The following is a 19,478-nucleotide window of genomic DNA, read 5'->3' as shown; positions in this document are numbered from 1 at the left end:
CATAGAGAACACATATGGAGAGCGCATTTATTTTTGACATGAACGGCACTATGATTGATGACATGGATTACCATACCAGGGCCTGGTATAAGGTATTGAATGATTTGGGTGCCGGACTTAGTATGGAACAAACCAAACTGCACATGTATGGCAAAGCGGAAGAGATGTTTGACCGCGTCTTTGGCCCGGATAAATTCAGTGAACAGGAGCTTCATGAAATCATCTTAAATAAAGAACTGGCCTATCAGGATGCGTTCCGCCCACATCTAAAACTTATCGACGGGCTGGGCGCTTTTTTGCAAAAAGCCAGGGCAGCAGGGATTGGACTGGCGATAGGTACAGCAGCGCCAAAAACCAACGTAGATTATGTGATGGATGGTTTACAGCTCCACTCTTTATTCCAGGAGATCATCGGTGCCGAAGATGTCAGGACCAGCAAGCCGGACCCTGAAGTCTTTCTGAGTGCGGCAGCCGGTTTAAAAATAGCCCCTGAAAAATGCATCGTCTTTGAAGATTCTCCTAAAGGAGTAGAAGCGGCAGAGCGGGGTGGCATGAAGGCGGTTGTTGTGACGACCTTCCATGGCCCGGAAGATTTTGCCCATCTCGGCAATGTGCTGATGTGTGTACAGGATTATACAGATGGACGCCTGGAAAGATTATTTGCCTAAGTGTCGATATACCCTATTAGTTTACCTTGTTTAAACCGAACGGACGCTAATAACGGCGCTATCTCAGCCGAATCCCAGGTAAATTATGGCCATTGTTTTAATTGATAAACATGCATTCTCCGCAAATTATACGGCAAAAAGACACATTAATCTCCGCATTTGAATACTAATCTCCGCAACATATGCGGAGATTAGCATAGGTATTCTCCGCATATGTTGCGCAATTATACAAAGAGTTCAGAATAGAATGTAAATCAGCTAGTGCATCAAAAGACAAATGCAAAACGTTATCGGTCCATCACTAACGCTGACATCAATATACTCCTCAATAGCCTGATAAGGAAAGGAAGGGGTCAGGCAATTCGCCGAACAGTATCCAGCCCTTCACTCAGCAACAGGATGCCTGGCTTTTTGCCGGTCGCTAAAAGGCCCAGCTTATCTTCAAAACCCAGTGCCCGCGCGCCATTATAGGTAGCCCAGCTTAATAACTGTTCCTTACCCAGATGAGGATAAGCATTTAAAAGATACCCCATTTCCCTGGCAATACTTAACTGGTGATTACTGGCAAGGCTATCTGTACCGAGAGCGATTGGCACCCCTGTTTCCAAAAGCATGGTTATATCCGGCAGTCTCTTTTCTATATACAGATTAGCACCGGGGCAAAGCACATAAAAGATAGACTGCCCCAGACGGGCCGCCTGCTCACAGGCAAATTCCACATCCACCCTGGAAGTAAAAGTATTATGCACCAATAATACGACCTGGGCCGTAGTGATATAAGGTAAGACTGACTGCAGACTGGTTTTCCCTGTCGGATTGTAAAAGGATATATCGCTGCCCAGCTGCCTGTAAAAATCAATAAACGCACCGGTTCCCTGCTGAAAAAAAGCATTCTCAGGCGCAGATTCCTGATTATGCATGGTGACGATCCTGTCATGCGCTTTGGGAATATCTTTTAGTGCCTCATTGATCTTCCCCAATAAGGCACCTGAGACGGAATAGGGCGCATGAGGGACCAGCGTGGTTGCCGGGTTCTGTGCAAACATGGGCGCCCAGACCTTTTGGCGGGCATATTCAAAACGCGCCCCGGCCTGTTCGGGTAAAAATCCGAGACACTCAATAAAGTTACGGTAATGAATGGGGCTGTTTTGCTTTTGCGCCAAAGTATCGGTGGTATTACAGATATCCCCGACGGCCTGAATACCGGACTGCCACATTTCCGTCTCGGCTTCTGCAATCGCCGCGAGAATCTCTACCTTGTCAAAATGTCGAAGACGCATCACCTGACTGACAAAACCCGGAAGCCCGGTACCTGTCTCGATAGCAGATTTTAGGTGGCTGAGTTCCAGGTGGCAGTGGGCGTTGACGAACCCCGGTGACAGGATTCCGTCCAGTGATTCTACCAGCGTGTCGTCCAGCGTATTGGCACCCACCAGGTCCAAAACTGTTCCATCTGCCTTTAGTACCAAAACGGTGTCTTTCAACAACCGTTGGCCATCAAATATAAAATCTGCTTTCAGCTTTCGTTCTTGCATGAATATGAATTGTCTGTCAAACTGAAACAAATATAGCAAACTCTAGCAGTACAGCAGAAGCGTATAATATTATGATACGGAAGAGTTGTGCAGCCACGCCAGCCGACGGCACTCTGTTAACAGTTTATAAATATTCACAATTGCTTTAATTTTATGACAACTGCCCTTCGCGGCCCCCGCATACCTAAATAATTACCTTTCAGTTGCTTTCATAGAATTTATGCAAATGTTTCATAGATTTCTTTTTTAGTGTGCTAACATAATTTTAGCTTTGCTCCCCAAATTCAGTTATTCAATATTCATTAATTATAATCATTAATCTTCTCCGCCATGATCACACTCGACGAATTCACGATCCAGCAATTACGCTTATATCCTCAGGCAACCGGCGAACTCTCTGGCCTGCTCAGAGGCATTGGCCTGGCTGCTAAAATGGTCAATGTACAGGTCAACAAGGCCGCGATTGCCGATATCCTGGGAGAAGATGGCGGGGCAGTTAACGTACAGGGAGAAACCGTTCAAAAACTGGACTCACTGGCCAATAATACCTTTATCAATGTACTGCGTCATGGTATTCATTGTGCCGGTATCGTCTCCGAAGAAAATGAAGAAATGATTATTTTTGATGATCCCAAAAATAATCAGTCCAAGTATGTTGTATTGATGGATCCACTGGACGGCTCTTCTAATACAGATGTCAATGCCCCAATCGGCACTATTTTCAGTATTTACCGCCGGGTGTCTAAATTGGGCGAGCCCTGTACCAAAGAGGATTTTCTGCAAAAAGGAGAGAATCAGTTTGCAGCAGGATATGTGCTCTACGGCTCGTCTACTATGTTTGTCTATGGCACACGCAGACACAGTGTCAATGGTTTTACCCTGGACAATAGCGTAGGGGAGTTTTACCTGAGTAATCCCCATATGCAGATGCCTGTTGACGGCAAGACCTATCATTTCGACTATAAATACTATCATGGAGTGGACGACAAAGTCCGGAATTTTCTCAACTATTGTAATGAATCCATAGACGGGCAGGATGGCCGTTTCGCCAATAAGAATGCGGGCTGCATGGTAGCGGATATGCACCGCATCTTTTTAAAAGGCGGCATGTTCCTGTATCCTTCCAGAAAGAACAAACCTCAGGGCAAACTGCGGCTGATGTATGAATGTAACCCCATGGCATTTTTGACCGAGCTTTGTGGCGGGTCGGCGACCGACGGCACACGCAGGATCATGGAGATTGAGCCGACTGATTTTCATGAAAGAACCCCTATTTTTATTGGCAGCAAACAGATGATTGACCGGTTTGAAGCCTGCAACCGGCAACCGGCAGATTAATCATCCATTCATTTATTTTTTGATACGGATGGAATTCCAGTTTAATAAAGAAATTATACTTGAAAACGACAGGGTATTGCTGAGGCCGATAACGGCCGCAGACACCCGTAATTTGATCTATTTTACCAGTCAGCAGGAAGACCTCCTTCAATATTCTCCAAATCCGGTCCATACCGAAGTGCTTTTGAAAAAATACATTGACAAAGCTATCGGGGAACGCAAGCTGCATAACAGATATACCTTTTGCGTATTTGACAAGATCCAAAACCGCTATGCAGGGAGTACGAGCTTTTTAAATATATCGAACGTCAACGACAGGCTTGAAATCGGAGGTACCTGGTACAGTAAACAGTTTCAGAGAACAGGCCTCAACAGGAATTGTAAGTTCCTGATGCTGGAATTTGCCTTTAAGACACTGGGGGCGGTCCGTGTTGAATTCAAAACTGATGAAAGGAATACGGCTTCACGCGACGCTATAGAAAAAATCGGAGGGCAATTTGAGGGGCTCTTAAGATGCCATACATTGATGTATGATGGGTTTAGAAGGAATACGGCCTGTTACAGTATCTTAAAACGGGAATGGGCCCTTTTGCGAAAAGATTTTTTAGCGTTTAAGCAGTAGGCTCCCTGCCGGCACAGTCATCGCTTTTAGGTCCATCCCGGCACCATTAGCGTAGATTGGCGGTTAATTCTTGCGATTAGTTTGTAATTTCACGCTGCGAAACACAAAAAACGCATATATGCAGATATTTATAGCGCAGCAGAATTATCATATAGGGAACTTTAAAGCCAATACAGCGAAAATTATAGCCGCTATTCAGGAGGCCAAAAAACAGGGCGGCGATCTCATCATTTTTAGTGAGTTAGCCATCACCGGTTACCCGCCAAGAGATTTTCTGGAATTTGAGGATTTTATCCGGCGCTCAGAACAGGCGATCGACCAGATTGCGGCATACGCGGACACCATCGGTGTTCTGGTCGGCGCCCCCGCCAGAAATCCCGACCCCAACGGAAAAAGGCTTTTTAATGCTGCTTATCTGTTGTACGATAAAAAGATCCAGGCGGTTCAACACAAAACTTTGCTGCCCACCTATGATGTCTTTGATGAAAATCGCTACTTTGAACAGGCGATCCTTCATGAAGTCATGGATTTTAAAGGGCAGCGCATCGCTGTTACCATCTGCGAAGATATCTGGAACCTCGGCGATAACCCCCTCTACAGGGTCTGCCCTATGGATATCTTGACGGCCCAGCAGCCGGATTTTATGGTGAATCTTTCCGCCTCCCCTTTTGATTATACCCATGATGAAGACCGGCAGGCGATTATCCGGGCTAATGCGCTCAAGTATCAGATTCCTGTTTTCTACTGTAATGCAGTTGGCTCTCAGACAGAGATTGTTTTTGACGGAGGCTCTTTTGTATTTGACAAAAAAGGGAATATGGTCAAGAAGCTGCCCTTATTTGAGGAAGCCTTAATCGGAACAACACTCCAGCAGGACAATTCCATTGCCGGCCCTGTTCAGGAAACAGCCGACAGACTTCCCTTGCATGAGATCAATCCCCTGACACTTGAACCGGAACTTAACATCGGGCAGATCTATCAGGCGCTCGTGATGGGTATTCAGGACTATTTTGCCAAGATGGGCTTCTCCAAAGCCATTATTGGTTCCTCCGGCGGGATCGACTCTGCAGTTACAATTGCGCTGGCCGCTGCTGCACTCGGCCCTGAAAATGTTCGCTCCATCCTGATGCCTTCCCCTTATTCCACTTCCCATTCTGTGGATGACGCGGTTCAGCTCAGTCAGCACCTTAACAGTCCTTATGACATTATCCACATCGATAAGATCTACGACGCTTTCTTAACTGAATTAAGCCCCATTTTTGGCGATTTGCCGTTTAGCGTGGCTGAGGAAAATATTCAAAGCCGCAGCCGCGGCAATCTCTTAATGGCGATTGCCAATAAACTGGGCTATATATTGTTGAACACCTCCAATAAAAGTGAGCTGGCAACCGGCTATGGTACGCTTTATGGCGATATGGCCGGTGGACTGGGCGTACTGGGAGATTGTTATAAGCTGCAGGTGTATGCGTTGGCTCGCTATATCAACCGGGAAAAAGAAATTATTCCGCAACATATCATCGATAAAGCGCCGAGCGCAGAGCTGCGCCCGAACCAAAAAGACAGCGATTCTCTGCCCGACTATAGTGTTCTGGACCAGATTTTGTACCAATATATCGAGCGCCGGCAAGGTCCTTCCGAAATCAAGGCCCTTGGCGTACCGGGCGCCGACGAAGCCCTGGTCGACCGGACCCTTAAGATGGTCAACCGCAATGAATATAAGCGTAACCAGTTCTGTCCGATCATCCGGGTATCACCCAAGGCCTTTGGCGTAGGCAGAAGAATACCCATCGTTGGAGAGTATCTACTTTAAGGTGCGGCAGGTTAGATAAGAAGAAACAATTTTTCTGTATCTTTCCTCTTGTATTTACATCATCATAATACATTAAAGACTATGACAATATTTTCAAAAATCATCGCAGGCGAGATCCCTTCTTATAAGATCGCCGAAGATGATTATTTTTATGCCTTTCTGGATATTGCACCACTGGTGAAGGGCCATGTGCTGGTGATTCCCAAAGTAGAGGTCGACAAAGTCTTCGATCTGGATGACACTTATCTGAGCCGGATGCTGGTTTTTGCCAAACCCATTGCCCATGCCCTGGAAAAAACGATGAACTGTAAAAGATGCGGCTTGTCGGTCGTGGGACTGGAAGTGCCGCATGCCCATTTACACCTGCTGCCCATCAATGAAATGGACGACACCAATTTTACCAGAGGTAAACTGCAGCTGGCGGAAACAGAAATGCAGGAAATACAGCAGACGATCACCAGTGCATTAAAATCATAAACATTATCATACATGAGATTTGAAATTATTCCCGGAGCGGATCAGCAAAGCTATACATTGAAAGACAATACAAGCGGTACAACAGCTGAGATCCTGACCTTTGGGGCCCTTTTGAATAGATTTACGATCCCTGTGAAAGGGGGCGAAACCATTAACGTCATTGATGGTTTTGAAGACGTCACCGATGCTAAAGCCAATATAACCGATGGGTTTCACAGCGCGAAGCTGAGTCCGTTCGTCTGTCGGCTGCATCTGGGAGCATATTCCTTCGAAGGCAAAGATTATAAGATTGATAAATTTTATATGGGAGACAGTGCCATCCACGGACTGCTTTACGACGCTCCATTCAAAGTATCTGCCACCCATGTAGATGAAAATAAGGCAACATTGTCCCTGCTCTATGAATACAGGGACAATAGCCAAGGTTTTCCTTTTAATTTTGATATTGAAATTATTTACAAGCTCTCGGTCCAAAATGATCTGCAGGTGACAACTCATGTTACCAACACAGGTACGGGCAATATGCCACTCAATGACGGCTGGCACCCTTATTTTAAATTGGGTGCCACAATCAATACCGCATCAATACGCTTTGATTCCAAAGAATTGGTTGAATTTGACGAAGCATTGCTACCCAACGGGAAGACAAGTCTATACAATAGCTTTAATCTATTTAAGGTATTCGGAGATACAGAGCTGGACAATTGCTTTACGCTCAACCAGCCGTCCTATGACGGAGATCTGCCTGCCTTTGAGATCAAGGATGAGCAGCTCGGATTATCTTTGAGCGTCTATCCCGACGAAGCCTATCCTTATCTGCAGATCTATACGCCGCCATCCAGGAAAAGCATTGCGGTGGAAAACCTGTCTTCCATACCCGATTCGCTGAATAACAAGACGGGGTTAATTATATTGGAGGCGGGGGCAAGCCGGACCTTTAGTACGACGTACAGGCTCACGCAGATCTGATATTTAAGAACGGCACTCATCCAGCATGGCCAGCAGGCGAACGGCCTCTATGGCCGCTTCAACGTCATGCACCCTGAGTATATGCGCACCTCGCTCTAATGCATAGGTGTGCAATACTGTGCTGGCATTTAAAGCTTCGTCCGCAGTAATACCTAAAAATTTATAGATCATTGATTTTCTGGATACCCCTACAAGAATAGGCTTTTCGAGCACTTTGAATGCATCGAGCCGGGACAGTAAATTATAATTCTGCACCTGTGTTTTAGCAAAACCAAATCCCGGGTCAAGAATAATATCTTTAATACCGGCTTCTTTACAGGCTTCCGCTTTTGTAACAAAATAATCAAAGACACTTAAGACGACATCTTCATAATCTGTCAGGGTTGACATGGTATTGGGATTACCCCGCATATGCATGGCAATGTATGGCACTTCCAGCTCACCGACCGTGGAGAGCATATTGGTATCCAGGTTGCCGGCACTTATATCATTGACCATCAGCGCTCCCGCCTGCACGGCAGCCCCGGCCACTTCACTGAAATATGTGTCTACTGAGATCACGGCATCGGGATGTCTTTCCAGGATTGCTTTAATAGCGGGAACGACACGGTTCATCTCGGCTGCAGCACCTATCCTTGGGCTTTTTGGATGTGTGCTCTGGCCTCCTAAATCGATATAGGCCGCTCCCGCTTCCAGCATCCGGGATGCCGTCTCGGCAACCGCCGAAGGATCTGCTTCCCGGCTGCCGGCAAAGAAAGAGTCTTGATTAACATTGATAATGCCCATAATGGCCGGCTTCTGAAGCGTTAAAAGCCGTCCTTTACAGTTCAGGGTAAACATATTTATTCTATTTTTGTGACAATCCAATACGTGAACTATGTCCGCTACCTTGCAACAATATGATCAGGCAGTAAAAGTATGTAAAGATATCTTTATAAAGAAGACCAAAGATTATGGTACTTCCTGGCGCGTGCTCAGAACCATCTCTGTCATTGACCAGATCTATATTAAAGCCTTGCGGATCCGCAATCTCCAGGAAATCAAAGAACAGAAAGTAGCGGACGACATTCCCTCTGAATTTATCGGCATCCTGAATTATGCGGTCATCGGCCTGATTCAGCTACAGATGAAGGAAGCAACGGTGGATGAACTATCCGTTGAACAAGCCTCCGACCTGTATGATCAGACAGTACAAGCCGTAAAAGAAATCATGATCTCTAAAAATCATGATTATGGCGAGGCCTGGCGGGAAATGAGCCAGCAGAGCCTGGTAGACCTGATACTGGTGAAGCTTCTGCGCATGAAACAGATCCTGGAAAATGACGGCAGGACACTGATCAGTGAAGGACTGGACGCTAACTATACGGATATACTCAATTATGCCGCGTTTGCACTGATCCTTATCGAGCAACAGAATAAGCAAAAACCGCAGCCGGCATAAAGTCAAGTACCGGCCAGATATTATAATGGCCTTTAAACGGGCTGAAAGCAATTGTGCATACTGAATACCAATAATCACACCCAAAAAAAGTGTAATGAATAACCATTCAAGGACAAACACAGCATCAGTACCGGCAGCCGTTACCGTAACACGTGTAATCGTCGGGGTGCTCTTTATTTTTTCCGGGTTGATTAAAGCCAATGATCCGTTGGGGCTCAGCTATAAAATGCAGGAATTTTTTGAAGCCTGGGGGTGGAATGCACTCAACTGGAGCACCTTTAGCCTTTCTATTGCCATGAATACGTTTGAGATCCTTCTCGGCGTGGCGATGCTCGTAGGTTACAGGATGCGGCTCTTCAGCTGGCTGATTTTACTACTGACCGTCTTTTTTGGTTTTTTGACCGGCTATGCGGCGCTAAGCGGAAAATTTCAGAGTTGTGGCTGTTTCGGTGACTGTCTGCCTTTAACGCCGGTGCAGTCTTTTCTGAAAGATATGGTCCTGCTCATTCTGGTGCTTTATATATTTATCTACCGCCACAAAATACAACCGGCCATCAGCATTAAAGCCTGTGTGGCGATATTGGGCCTGGCATTAATATTAGGCCTGTCGGTACAGTCCTATGTACTCAGGCATCTGCCTTTTGTAGACTGCCTGCCCTATAAAAAGGGGAATCATTTACTCGAGCAGATGCAGGTACCTCCCGGTGCAGTAGCAGACAGTTTTGCCATTACCTTCAGATACAAACATCAGGGAAAGGTTGTTGAATTTGATGCGGCCCATTTTCCGGAGAACTTTGACTCTACCTTTGAATATGTAGATCGTTATGATAAGCTGATCCGTAAAGGGAACGCCATCCCGGCTATTACAGATTTTTCCCTTAAATCTATAGATGGTATAGATTCCACCCAGGACATATTGGGCGGTGGCAGCAAATATATACTGGTCATGTTTAGATTCTTTGATGATTTTGAGGACCATAAAGCAGCCCTGGGTAATGTTATTCAGGAAGGGCACCGGTTAAGCCTGCCTGTCATGATCGCCACGCCGTTGGCCACCCAGGCCCAAAGCCTCATCAGTGGAGCTGATCACATTTTCCAACTGGACGCTGTCGTTGAAAAAACGGCAGCCAGGGCGAATCCGACCTATTTTTATATGGAAGGGGACCTGGTGGCTGAAAAGAAATCAGAGGCAGATCTTAATGACTTCATCCAATTCATAAAAGCACATGCCGGGAAATAGCAGGGACATACCCGAGCACCTGTTGTTATTTGACGGCGTGTGTAATCTCTGCAACCGTTCCGTTCAGTTTGTGATCCGCCATGATCCCGGAGGCAAATTTAAATTTGCAGCACTGCAATCCGCATATGCAGAGCGAATATTAAAAAACTATCCGGAGGTTGGCCAACGTAGCAACGCCGGACCTGATCCCGATTGGGGTTCAATTGTCTTTATATTGAACGGTAAGGCCTTCACCCGTTCAAAAGCCGTATTAGAAATTATGGGCGCATTGGGCTTTCCATGGAAATTAGCCACTGTTTTTTATATCCTCCCTCGCGCAGTCCGTGACAAACTGTATAATTTTATCGCGAAAAACCGTTACCGGTGGTACGGCAAGAAAGATCACTGTATGGTGCCGACGCCGGAACTCAGCGACCGGTTTATGGATTAGCCAGGCAGAGCAAGGATCACAAAAAAGTCATCTGATGGAGAGAAGCCCCCGGCCAGGGCCATCCAGCGTCCGGTTCTAACGGTTACCGCTGCACTGCGAGACCGAACGCTCATGATCTGCGTCACGGCCATCGACTTAGCTTGGCTTATACATCTTCTAACTGCCTGCTTATGCATTTTTTAGGGTATCATTTATTGCTTCTACCTCTTCTATTTCCAATCCGCAGCCTTTAGCGATCTGTGCTATTGTCAAGCAGTTTTCTTTCAAAAAGCTTTCAACAATTGCTCTTTTACTGTCATTTACGGCAGTCTCAACAACATGCTGCCATTTGGTCGCGTATATTCTTTCTTTGTCGTACATCATTTTATCTTTCGGGTTTAAATTGGCAATTCTCGCAATCTCAAATATGGCCTGTAATCGTCGTTATCAAATTGCGGGGGAACTTCCTTAAGCTTCCCCATGTTCTTTAACAGGAACAAATATACATCCTTTTTATCTTTCAGGTCCTCAATTCTCTTGTTAAACTTCGGCAACTCAATCGTTACGAGCTTCGTCAGTTCGATAGCCACCAGGCTGGCTTTCAATTCGGCGCTTTCAATAACAGATATACAGGGCATTTCTTTTTGTTGATGCATGTAAAAGTTGGCAATTACAACGCCAATTACGGGTGCCTGACGATGCTCGAACTTCTTTCCCTTTTCCAGTGCATTTGAATGGGCTCGGCATATATAATTACGAGCCCTGTTTACCATAAACTCGTCTCTCTCATCCTGCATTTCAATCACGAAGTTACGCTCTGTTCCATCTACAAAATATATATCAAAAACTGTTTTTCTCTGATTAATTGTTTCTCCAAATAATTCCGTGTTCTTGTACCGCACTTTATTAATTGGGGCTATCCGTTCATCAAAAAATGCATTCAGCATATCACGTAACAGTTCCCCTTCCTTTAGCCCTGTGGCATTTTCCGAAACGCCACTTTTTTCAAAAAGAATTTTGAACCCCGCATCACTGAGCGGGTTTACAAAAACACCCGCTTCTTCTTCCCGAATACTTGCGTTACCCTCATTCACACCGCTTTTATCTGCTGGTACGGGCTTTGTTTCACAGGCCTGTCTGGCAAGGTCCGAACACGTCCTGTCTATCGTGTATTTTTTCATTTTATCAGTTTTCAGTTAACAATCTTTATTCCGGCAAACAATATCTCCTCCCTCAGAAAGAACAATCTAATAGTTGCACTTCACCATCTGATTCCCTTGTTGCTACTCAGCTATGCATCAGGTTTCTCCTTTTGCTTAGCCTTTGCTTCAGGCTTCACAGACTCCCCCAGTGGGGACGCCTCCGCCTGTTTTTGTTTAGTGTCCGACTGCGCACCACAGCCAGACAATATTTTCAGACCTTCCCTGAGTATGTTCCGGGCGGCATTGACATCTCTGTCATGCGTGGTATGGCAGCAGCTGCAGGTCCAGGCCCTGTCTGCCAGAGTCAGGTCTTCTTTCTTTTCCCCGCAGACATGACAGGTTTTGGAAGAGGGGAAGAACCGGTCAACTTTCACGAACTTCCGGCCATACCAGTCGCATTTGTACGCTAGCTGGGTCAGTAGCTTTCCCAGTGAAGCGTCTGACAGGGATTTTGCCAGACAGTGGTTTTTCAACATGTTTTTCACCGCAATGTCCTCTACCGCGACGGTGTCGTGATTCTTGACGATGTCGGTAGTGATCTTATGCAGGTGGTCCTCCCTGAGGTTCTTTATCCTTTCATGCAGCCGGGCTACTATACGGCGTTGCCGTTTCCTGGATTGGCTGCCTTTCTGCTTTTTGGAGAGTTGCTTTTGTCTGTGTTTTAGTTTCTTCTCCAGTTTCTTCAGCGGTTTGATGTTTTCATATCTGGTGCCATCCGACAGGATGGCGGCATCCTTGACCCCTACATCGACACCGGTATCCTTACCCGTACCGGCCAGTATCTCCCTGGGGACCTCACAGGTAAAGGAAACATAATAGTTGCCTGTAGTAGTCCTGGACAGATGCAGGTATAATATTTTCCCTTTGATCTGCCTGCTTATTTTTATTCTGATCCCTGTTTTCAGTTTAGGGAGCCAGAGAAGGTCACCCTCCACCCTGAAGCCCTGTGGCAGCTTAAAGCACTGACGGTCGCTCCTGCACCTGAATCTGGGGTACCTGTTCTGTCCCTTAAAGAAACGCTTATAGCTATCCTCTACATTTTGCATGGCCATCTGCAGTGGCTGGGCGATCACCTCGCCCAGCCACCCGGTTTCCTGCCGGCTTTTAAGGACAGGCAGCATTTTGGTGGTGTCATAGTAAGACAGGGATTTGCCGGTCTCTTCATAGGTCTTTTGCCGCAGTTCAAGGGCATAATTGTACACGAACCGACAACAGCCAAATTGCCGGGCCAGAAAATTAATCTGCTCCCCTTCGGGGTAGATCCGAAATTTATAAGCTTTCAGGTGCGTGCTTTTCACAATTTAATTTTTTTTACAATAGAATGCCTGTACCCCTTTAATGTGGTCTTATACGACCAGGGCATGATTTCAATAATATTTGGATTGATGGCTGTTCTTACTGCTTATGGCAAAGCGGCAGATGTACAGTCAGGTCAAATCAACGAAGTAGGTTCGTCATCGTCTCTATCAGTGCTTTTCCGATGACGGGGCAAAATTAACCTATTCCACACGGGTAGACACTTGAAAGCGAATGAATGCTGTAGAGGGCTGCTGCAATGAATATGGCACGGCCAATACAGATGCAAAGGTAATCAAGCCAGATAGTACAGCAAAATAACAGGCGTGAAAAAGCAGGAAATATCAAAAATAAAGGAGTAAAATATTCGTCGAAAAATTTGGCAATTTAAAACATTTGGATTCAACGTCCAGAATGCCCGTCACCACAGGGTTATGCGTAAATTTTATATATGTGATGATTCTAATCTGGGACTTTTAAAAATGGGATATTTTAGACATGTATTTTCCGGGCATATAAAAACATCCCGAAATATTGAATATTTCAGTGCAGCACATTCAGATTCTATCATTTATCGTTGCTGACCATAAGCCTTTTCTCCTTTGGCATAAATCAGGGAAAGAGCAAATCCGTTTCATAAGCCTGTAACGGCTTATGAAACGGATTTGCACAAAATATATATCAAGGGCATTTAACGTAACAGCATCATCCTGTCGGCAGCCCTTTAGTCTTTAATTTGTGAACTTAAGGGATAACGAAGATTTTTATATCCGGTTAAATCAACTTTTACACTGCCGACAACAATGGGGCTTTGTACCCGAAGCGGAATATGATTGGCGTCATCGCTGACCCATACGGTCATCTTTTCTCCGCCTTTAAACATTTCTCCTTTGATGAGCAAAGGCTTGAATTTAATTGCATTAAAGGTGCCATATCGTGTCTTGATCTTTTCTTTCCCCAGATAGCGGATATAGAGATGATAGAGTTCATCGCTTAAAAACATTTCAAAAGGGATTTTATCCCCCACTTTGCACTTGGAAAAATCGATACTTCTGGCAGTAAATACAGCACTGACGACATCCTGCACGCAATCCGGCACTTTAAACACGCCTTTATTGGTAACAGCGGTATTGGTCTGCTTATTAAACACAATATTCTCATTTCGTTTATAGCTGCCTTCTCTTATTTTACGGATAAATTTTAGCGGCTGCATTGTAGCCGTGTCAATATAGGACTCATAGTTATCGCGAACCTTAAAAATCCAGTCATAGGACGAATTGGATTTACCAACAGCGGCCACATGATAGACAGGGCGGTTATTCAAACGGGTCAGCGTGGTCTTTACGGTCGCATTTCCGGCATTAACATATATACCTGCGACAGAATAATACACTGTCAAGGTAAACTCTTCCCCTGCCTTAAATGAAGTGTTTTTCAGATGACACATGCTGCTGTCACCCGGCTGCACAGGTTTAAAGGCAAAGCACATTATAATTAACCCTATTATCCAAAATTTTTTCATGCTTGCTTTGTTTTTGGTATCCTTATTCAGTTTTCATCGCTTTGATCTCAGTTCGCTTAAATATTCTCAAACTTAACACAAACAAACTTCCTACCAAAGCAGGAATGATTAAATTAATGAGCCAGATGAAGCCCGCCGCACTCACGATCCCCAGTGTATTACTGCTAAACAGCCCAAAGACCTTAATACTGATCTCTCCTCTCACACCCAACTCGGCTATCGGAATCGTGGGTACGATCGCTATCAGTAAAAATAAGATACTTACCGACCAGATGGCCTCTTTCAAAGGCATCATTACGTTAAAAAGGTAAAACATTAATACGTATTGAGCAATAAAAACTGAATACCGGCAAAAGGCCAGTAAAAGTACACGTAGTAAAAGCTTCCTGTCAAATTCTTTTAGACTGTCAATTAACAGCCGATGTTTATAGACAAAAGGGATTTTTTCAAACCAGTTAACAAATAGAGAAATTTTAAAATATAACAGGAGAAAGAATCCGATAAAGATAATCACAGCGTAGACCAATGCCTTCAGCCAGAAACGGGTAAGGCCGGTATTTTCCAGCCCGGCCGATGGTACATAATGCATCATGAACTCCAGACCAATGACGCCAATCACCAGCGTAACGATCACCTGGCTCAGGCTTCCCATAAAGCTGACGGCCACTGACTTTAAGCGATTCCCTTCCTGCATGTAGAGCATTCTTCCTAAATATTCACCCATGCCGTTGGGGATAAATAAAGAGAAGGAAAGGCCGGATAATACAGCCTTGAAACCGGTCATCAGACTGACTTTCTGCACTGGGCGGATCAATAACTGCCATTTTCTTGCCTCCAGGCTCCAGTTCAGCACCATCAGCAAAAACATCAATATCAGCAGATAAGCATGTGAACTAAAGGTTTCTTTAATGGTATCCCAGGATTTTGGGAGGTTGGGCTGTTTTTGAATCTTATTATATATAGAATAAGCCAGCACGACAAATAGGATCGGGCCAACCACATAGTTCAATATTTTTTTCCAGTTTTGTTTGCGCATGTATGCTGATCTTATGGCAAAATTCCATGTTTTATTTTACAATTTGCTGATTATCTATGTTTTTATATATATTTTGTAGACTTTATGGCATTTGAATCTGTTCAGCCGCTATATCAACACAACATTTTGTCGGTCAAAACCGTCATTTAGCGGTCTTATTCCCACAGCAAACATATTCTTTAGTATTTTTGTTCAAAATCAATGTGCTGACGCCCCGGTTAATAAAGGTTGTAAAGCAGTTCAACCGGGCATTGGCCTATAACATATGAGTAGCAAGACCGACAATAATACCGTCATGAATCCGCATCCGATCATTCTAGCCATTGATCCTGGTTCGATCAAAATGGGATGGGCCATTATTAAAGCGGGGACGGGTAATCCGGAATTAGTCGCAATGGGAACTTTATTGCTTTCCTCTTACAAGGACATCTATCAGCGATTGGAAAAGATCCATACGACGGTAGGGGAACTGATCCGGATTCATAAACCGGCTACTTTTGCGATCGAAGCACCATTTTACGGCAAAAATGTCCAGAGTATGCTAAAGCTGGGCCGGGCACAAGGGGTGGCGATTGCAGCTGCCATGCAACACGCTATCGGCGTAACGGAATATTCTCCTAAAAAAGTAAAGCAGTCGGTTACCGGCAATGGTAACGCCAGTAAAGAACAGGTGTGGAAAATGCTGCAGCAGATTTTCACCATCGAGCAGAGCCCAAAATACTTTGATGCTTCCGATGCCCTTGCCGTAGCACTCTGTCATCACTACCAAAGCAGGTTTCTGCCAGGCAGAAAAAAAGTTATGAAAAACTGGGAAGAGTTTCTTTCTAAAAACGAAGACCGGATCGTAAAGACCCGGCCTGCTTCGAAAAAATAACTTACTGCTAAAAATTAATATCCTCTGGAGTTCACACCTTCCATATAATTAATAAAGGCCTTATTGACCACCCGGTTACCCCCTGGTGTAGGATAATTTCCGGTAAAATACCAGTCACCCGTATTGGTGGGGCAGCTGTCATGTAAATCTTCAATGGTCTGGTATATCACCTCTACCGGTACAGTTACATCTTCGGGTGTAATTAATTCAGCGATTTTATCAGAGATCTCCTCAGGTGTAAAGTCTGCATAAATTCCCTGTACCGCATTTTCCGTGTGCATCTCATCCCTTTTCTGTAATTCCAGGCATTTATTAAAGACATCCTGGATCACCTGTTCGGTGCCCCTGTCTTTATGCAACGCCAGTGCCGCCCTGAACGCCACAAAATCGCCCATGCGGCTCATATCAATTCCGTAACAGTCGGGATATCTGATCTGCGGGGCAGAGGATACCACGATAATCTTTTTAGGCTCCAGGCGTGACAGCATCCGGACAATACTTTCTTTCAGCGTGGTTCCTCTTACAATGGAATCATCGATCACCACCAGCGTATCTTCATTCCTTCTGACTGTGCCATATGTAATATCGTATACGTGTTGCACCATTTCATTACGGCCGGCATCAGCTGTAATAAAGGTGCGCATTTTGACGTCCTTGATCGCAATCTTCTCCTGTCGGATCTTACGATTAACCATCTCTTCCAGCTTCTGCTCATCAAAGTCCCCGTTCCAGCTCATAATACGCTGAACTTTGATTGTATTCAAATAATCTTCCATTCCTTTTACAAGGCCATAGAAGGCAACTTCTGCCGTATTGGGAATATACGAGAATATGGTATTCTTAAGATCAGCGTCGATGAGATCCAAAATGCGTTTGCTTAAGTGATAACCGAGTGCAATTCTTTCCCGGTATATCTTCTCATCACCCCCACGGCTAAAGTAAATTCTTTCAAAGCTACAGGCTCTTCGCTCTTTGGGTTCAAGAATCTGCTCAACTTGATGATTTCCTTTTTCATCTACGATAAGAGCGGTGCCGGGCATCAATTCTTTAACCTCATTCTCACCAACATTGAATGTTGTTCTGATGGAGGCTCTTTCACTGGCGGCCACTACAACCTCATCATCCGCATAATAATAAGCCGGACGAATGCCATGCTCGTCACGTAACACAAAACTCTTTCCATTACCAATCAGGCCGCTGACTGTATACCCGCCGTCGAATAAACTGGCGGCCTGTCTCAGGATATTGGCGACATTGATATTATTACCGGTAGCCGCTGCTTCTTTTACCAGAAAATGGTGGACGATCTCCATCATAGCAGCCAGATCACTCTGCTTCTGGAAAGTACCGGGTTCCATACCAATAATTTCAAACAACTCTTTCGTATTAACCAGATTGAAGTTCCCGGCCATCGCCATATTGGTCGCCTTGTTCAGGCTCCGTTTAATGAAGGGGTGACAGAACTCGACGTCATTTCTACCCTGGGTACCGTAGCGTAAATGTCCCAATAGCAGCTCGCCCAGCATCGGTACGTGGCCTTTCATGATTTCCGGCTGAGACTGAATTTCGGGGAGGTATTTCTCAAGATCACCAATTTGGGTACCGATCTGTGAAAAGATATCAGAAATCGGCTGTCTGGCATTACTGCGCAGGCGGTGTAAAAACTCATACCCGTTTTCCACATCCAGTTTTACAGTAGCGACACCTGCGCCATCCTGGCCACGGTTGTGCTGCTTTTCCATCAATAGGTATAACTTATTGAGGCCGTAGGAAACTGTTCCGTATTTTTCTAAATAGAAGGAAAGTGGCTTTTTCAAACGGATATAAGCCAATCCGCATTCATGTTTTATTGCGTCGCTCATTGGATAGAATAGAAAGTGCAAAGTTACACTAAGTATTTATCTTAAAAAAGAAATCAGCCCATCTGCCTGACAGGCGGTGAAGAATTCAGTATATTTTACCGTTTTTTTGGCCCGCTTCAATCATACATCTGACTGAATGGCAATTATTTATTAGCACTAAAGGCACCCCGTCCATAAAAAGAAATTGACCTTTGTTAACAATTGAAAAGCGGTCTATACCGCTTTTGCCCAGACCACCTTTGTTATCCATGGATTTTTTCGGCCAGCCAGAGAAATTCCGCCACAAAATTATCTATATTGGACTGAAAAACTTCCGCTGTCAGGTTGCCCGATGCGTCAAATTTCTTATCCACTTCTCCGATCACCAGCATCTGTGCTGAAGGAACACCAAACAGGGCCAGGGAAAAATGTTGCAGATCCATTGCAGCCCGGATACCCCCTAAAGCGCCATTAGAGGCTGTCACCAAACCGAACGCCTTATGCAGCTGTTTGGGAAAATGTCCAAACCAGTTAACCAGTGAGGGCGCCATGGTGCCATTATATTCCGGTGTCACCAAAATAAAAGCATCCGCGGCAAACATTCTTTCAGCCAGGGGCCGGATGTTTTCAGGCGCATGAGCCGGTGTAAAATAAACCTTATCAATAAAGGGCAGGGGATGTTCTTTTAAATCAATCAAACCAAAATTGTGTTGAGAAGCCACTTCACTTAAATGTGCCTGCAGGTATTTGGCGGCTCTAAGCGTAATACTTTCCTGTCGGGCACTTCCTGATACAATTTCTATGTTCATGTATGTTATTTTGTACGTTGTTCTAATAGACCGGGACCGCTTTGCCTTTTTGTCTCATTTTCCAGTCCTTAGATAAAGATTAAGGCGCAAAGTTACATATAGTTCAGCGTTTATCGGATCAACCATACATATTAATCCTGTTCTGCCCGCCTTGGCGCAAGGCGGGCTTTAATGGCAGAAAGTGGCTATCTTTTTATTATTGTGACAATAAGAGATTTTCCCTGATGTGACTGATGGCGTTTCGCAGGCCAAACAAATTCAACAATGATTTTAGCTATGAAATCTTTTCTGAAAATAGCTTGATTTCATGGGAAAATGATGGAATTTTGCGTCTCCGAGACTTACAACCATTCTTTAGCAATGGAAATTTTTATGTAAGTCCCGTAGGT

At 44.9% G+C, this 19,478-nt stretch carries 19 protein-coding genes and 1 pseudogene; 10 read left to right on the top strand and 10 right to left on the bottom strand.

Annotation, left to right across the window (positions count from 1 at the left end):
* Window positions 1–14: 14 nt before the first annotated feature.
* Window positions 15–668, top strand: a complete 654-nt coding sequence (locus K9M52_RS09715) for an HAD family hydrolase (protein ID WP_224068228.1) — start codon at window positions 15–17, stop codon at window positions 666–668.
* Here K9M52_RS09715 and K9M52_RS19195 read toward each other — a convergent pair.
* Window positions 665–739: pseudogene (locus K9M52_RS19195) on the bottom strand (hypothetical protein); the annotation flags it as partial. The gene K9M52_RS09715 and the pseudogene K9M52_RS19195 sit on opposite strands and share 4 nt — an antisense overlap.
* Before the next feature lie 282 nt (window positions 740–1,021).
* Window positions 1,022–2,203: an amidohydrolase family protein gene (locus tag K9M52_RS09710; RefSeq protein ID WP_224068227.1), complete on the bottom strand. Its 1,182-nt coding sequence runs from the start codon at window positions 2,201–2,203 to the stop codon at window positions 1,022–1,024.
* Window positions 2,204–2,533: 330 nt separating this feature from the next.
* On the opposite strand from K9M52_RS09710, the gene fbp reads away from it, so the two are divergent.
* From fbp to K9M52_RS09685, 5 genes are all read left to right on the top strand, one after another.
* Window positions 2,534–3,541, top strand: coding sequence for a class 1 fructose-bisphosphatase (gene fbp / locus K9M52_RS09705; RefSeq protein ID WP_224068226.1), 1,008 nt, complete (start codon window positions 2,534–2,536; stop codon window positions 3,539–3,541).
* Between the two features lie 28 nt (window positions 3,542–3,569).
* Window positions 3,570–4,163 (top strand): GNAT family N-acetyltransferase, encoded by a 594-nt coding sequence (locus K9M52_RS09700; protein ID WP_224068225.1) that lies wholly within the window; start codon window positions 3,570–3,572, stop codon window positions 4,161–4,163.
* A 118-nt stretch (window positions 4,164–4,281) separates the two neighbouring features.
* On the top strand, window positions 4,282–5,973 hold the full coding sequence (locus K9M52_RS09695) for an NAD+ synthase (RefSeq protein WP_224068224.1): 1,692 nt from the start codon (window positions 4,282–4,284) through the stop codon (window positions 5,971–5,973).
* An 81-nt stretch (window positions 5,974–6,054) separates the two neighbouring features.
* The gene (locus K9M52_RS09690) at window positions 6,055–6,450 is read left to right on the top strand and encodes an HIT family protein (protein ID WP_224068223.1); all 396 of its coding nucleotides are present in this window, start codon (window positions 6,055–6,057) and stop codon (window positions 6,448–6,450) included.
* A gap of 12 nt (window positions 6,451–6,462) precedes the next feature.
* The gene (locus K9M52_RS09685; protein ID WP_224068222.1) at window positions 6,463–7,419 is read left to right on the top strand and encodes an aldose 1-epimerase; all 957 of its coding nucleotides are present in this window, start codon (window positions 6,463–6,465) and stop codon (window positions 7,417–7,419) included.
* Window positions 7,420–7,422: 3 nt separating this feature from the next.
* On the opposite strand, the gene folP is transcribed toward K9M52_RS09685, so the two are convergent.
* Complete coding sequence (gene folP / locus K9M52_RS09680) at window positions 7,423–8,259, bottom strand: dihydropteroate synthase (RefSeq protein WP_224068221.1); 837 nt, start codon at window positions 8,257–8,259, stop codon at window positions 7,423–7,425.
* Window positions 8,260–8,296: 37 nt separating this feature from the next.
* Between folP and K9M52_RS09675 the strand changes: the two genes are divergently transcribed.
* The 3 genes from K9M52_RS09675 (at window position 8,297) to K9M52_RS09665 (ending at window position 10,530) form a co-directional block, all read left to right on the top strand.
* Entirely contained in the window at window positions 8,297–8,860 is a 564-nt protein-coding gene (locus tag K9M52_RS09675; protein WP_224068220.1) for a DUF1599 domain-containing protein, read from the top strand.
* Between the two features lie 94 nt (window positions 8,861–8,954).
* The gene (locus K9M52_RS09670) at window positions 8,955–10,100 is read left to right on the top strand and encodes a BT_3928 family protein (RefSeq protein WP_224068219.1); all 1,146 of its coding nucleotides are present in this window, start codon (window positions 8,955–8,957) and stop codon (window positions 10,098–10,100) included.
* Window positions 10,087–10,530, top strand: coding sequence for a thiol-disulfide oxidoreductase DCC family protein (locus tag K9M52_RS09665; RefSeq protein ID WP_224068218.1), 444 nt, complete (start codon window positions 10,087–10,089; stop codon window positions 10,528–10,530). Before K9M52_RS09670 ends, K9M52_RS09665 begins: the two co-directional genes overlap by 14 nt.
* 168 nt (window positions 10,531–10,698) lie before the next feature.
* Here the strand turns inward: K9M52_RS09665 and K9M52_RS09660 are convergent, their stop codons facing one another.
* The 5 genes from K9M52_RS09660 to K9M52_RS09640 all read right to left on the bottom strand — a co-directional run bounded on the left by K9M52_RS09660 (window position 10,699) and on the right by K9M52_RS09640 (window position 15,565).
* A complete protein-coding gene (locus K9M52_RS09660; protein WP_224068217.1) occupies window positions 10,699–10,893 on the bottom strand; it encodes a hypothetical protein in 195 nt (64 codons plus the stop codon).
* 14 nt (window positions 10,894–10,907) lie between these two features.
* Window positions 10,908–11,690, bottom strand: coding sequence for an Rpn family recombination-promoting nuclease/putative transposase (locus K9M52_RS09655; RefSeq protein ID WP_224068216.1), 783 nt, complete (start codon window positions 11,688–11,690; stop codon window positions 10,908–10,910).
* Between the two features lie 110 nt (window positions 11,691–11,800).
* Window positions 11,801–13,009 (bottom strand): RNA-guided endonuclease TnpB family protein, encoded by a 1,209-nt coding sequence (locus K9M52_RS09650; RefSeq protein WP_224068215.1) that lies wholly within the window; start codon window positions 13,007–13,009, stop codon window positions 11,801–11,803.
* Between the two features lie 722 nt (window positions 13,010–13,731).
* Entirely contained in the window at window positions 13,732–14,529 is a 798-nt protein-coding gene (locus tag K9M52_RS09645) for a DUF3108 domain-containing protein (protein WP_224068214.1), read from the bottom strand.
* A gap of 22 nt (window positions 14,530–14,551) precedes the next feature.
* Window positions 14,552–15,565 (bottom strand): lysylphosphatidylglycerol synthase domain-containing protein, encoded by a 1,014-nt coding sequence (locus K9M52_RS09640; RefSeq protein WP_224071848.1) that lies wholly within the window; start codon window positions 15,563–15,565, stop codon window positions 14,552–14,554.
* Window positions 15,566–15,830: 265 nt separating this feature from the next.
* Between K9M52_RS09640 and ruvC the strand changes: the two genes are divergently transcribed.
* Entirely contained in the window at window positions 15,831–16,439 is a 609-nt protein-coding gene (gene ruvC, locus K9M52_RS09635) for a crossover junction endodeoxyribonuclease RuvC (RefSeq protein WP_224071847.1), read from the top strand.
* A 14-nt stretch (window positions 16,440–16,453) separates the two neighbouring features.
* Here ruvC and K9M52_RS09630 read toward each other — a convergent pair whose 3' ends face one another.
* Together K9M52_RS09630 and K9M52_RS09625 are read right to left on the bottom strand one after the other, a co-directional pair.
* Window positions 16,454–18,301, bottom strand: a complete 1,848-nt coding sequence (locus tag K9M52_RS09630; RefSeq protein WP_224071846.1) for an amidophosphoribosyltransferase — start codon at window positions 18,299–18,301, stop codon at window positions 16,454–16,456.
* 242 nt (window positions 18,302–18,543) lie between these two features.
* Window positions 18,544–19,089 (bottom strand): NADPH-dependent FMN reductase, encoded by a 546-nt coding sequence (locus K9M52_RS09625; protein ID WP_224071845.1) that lies wholly within the window; start codon window positions 19,087–19,089, stop codon window positions 18,544–18,546.
* Window positions 19,090–19,478: the final 389 nt, after the last annotated feature.

It is taken from the genome of Arachidicoccus terrestris (assembly GCF_020042345.1).
Classification (GTDB): domain Bacteria; phylum Bacteroidota; class Bacteroidia; order Chitinophagales; family Chitinophagaceae; genus Arachidicoccus; species Arachidicoccus terrestris.
Note: the sequence above shows the minus strand (reverse complement) of the source record. Positions and strands in the feature narration are given on the sequence as shown.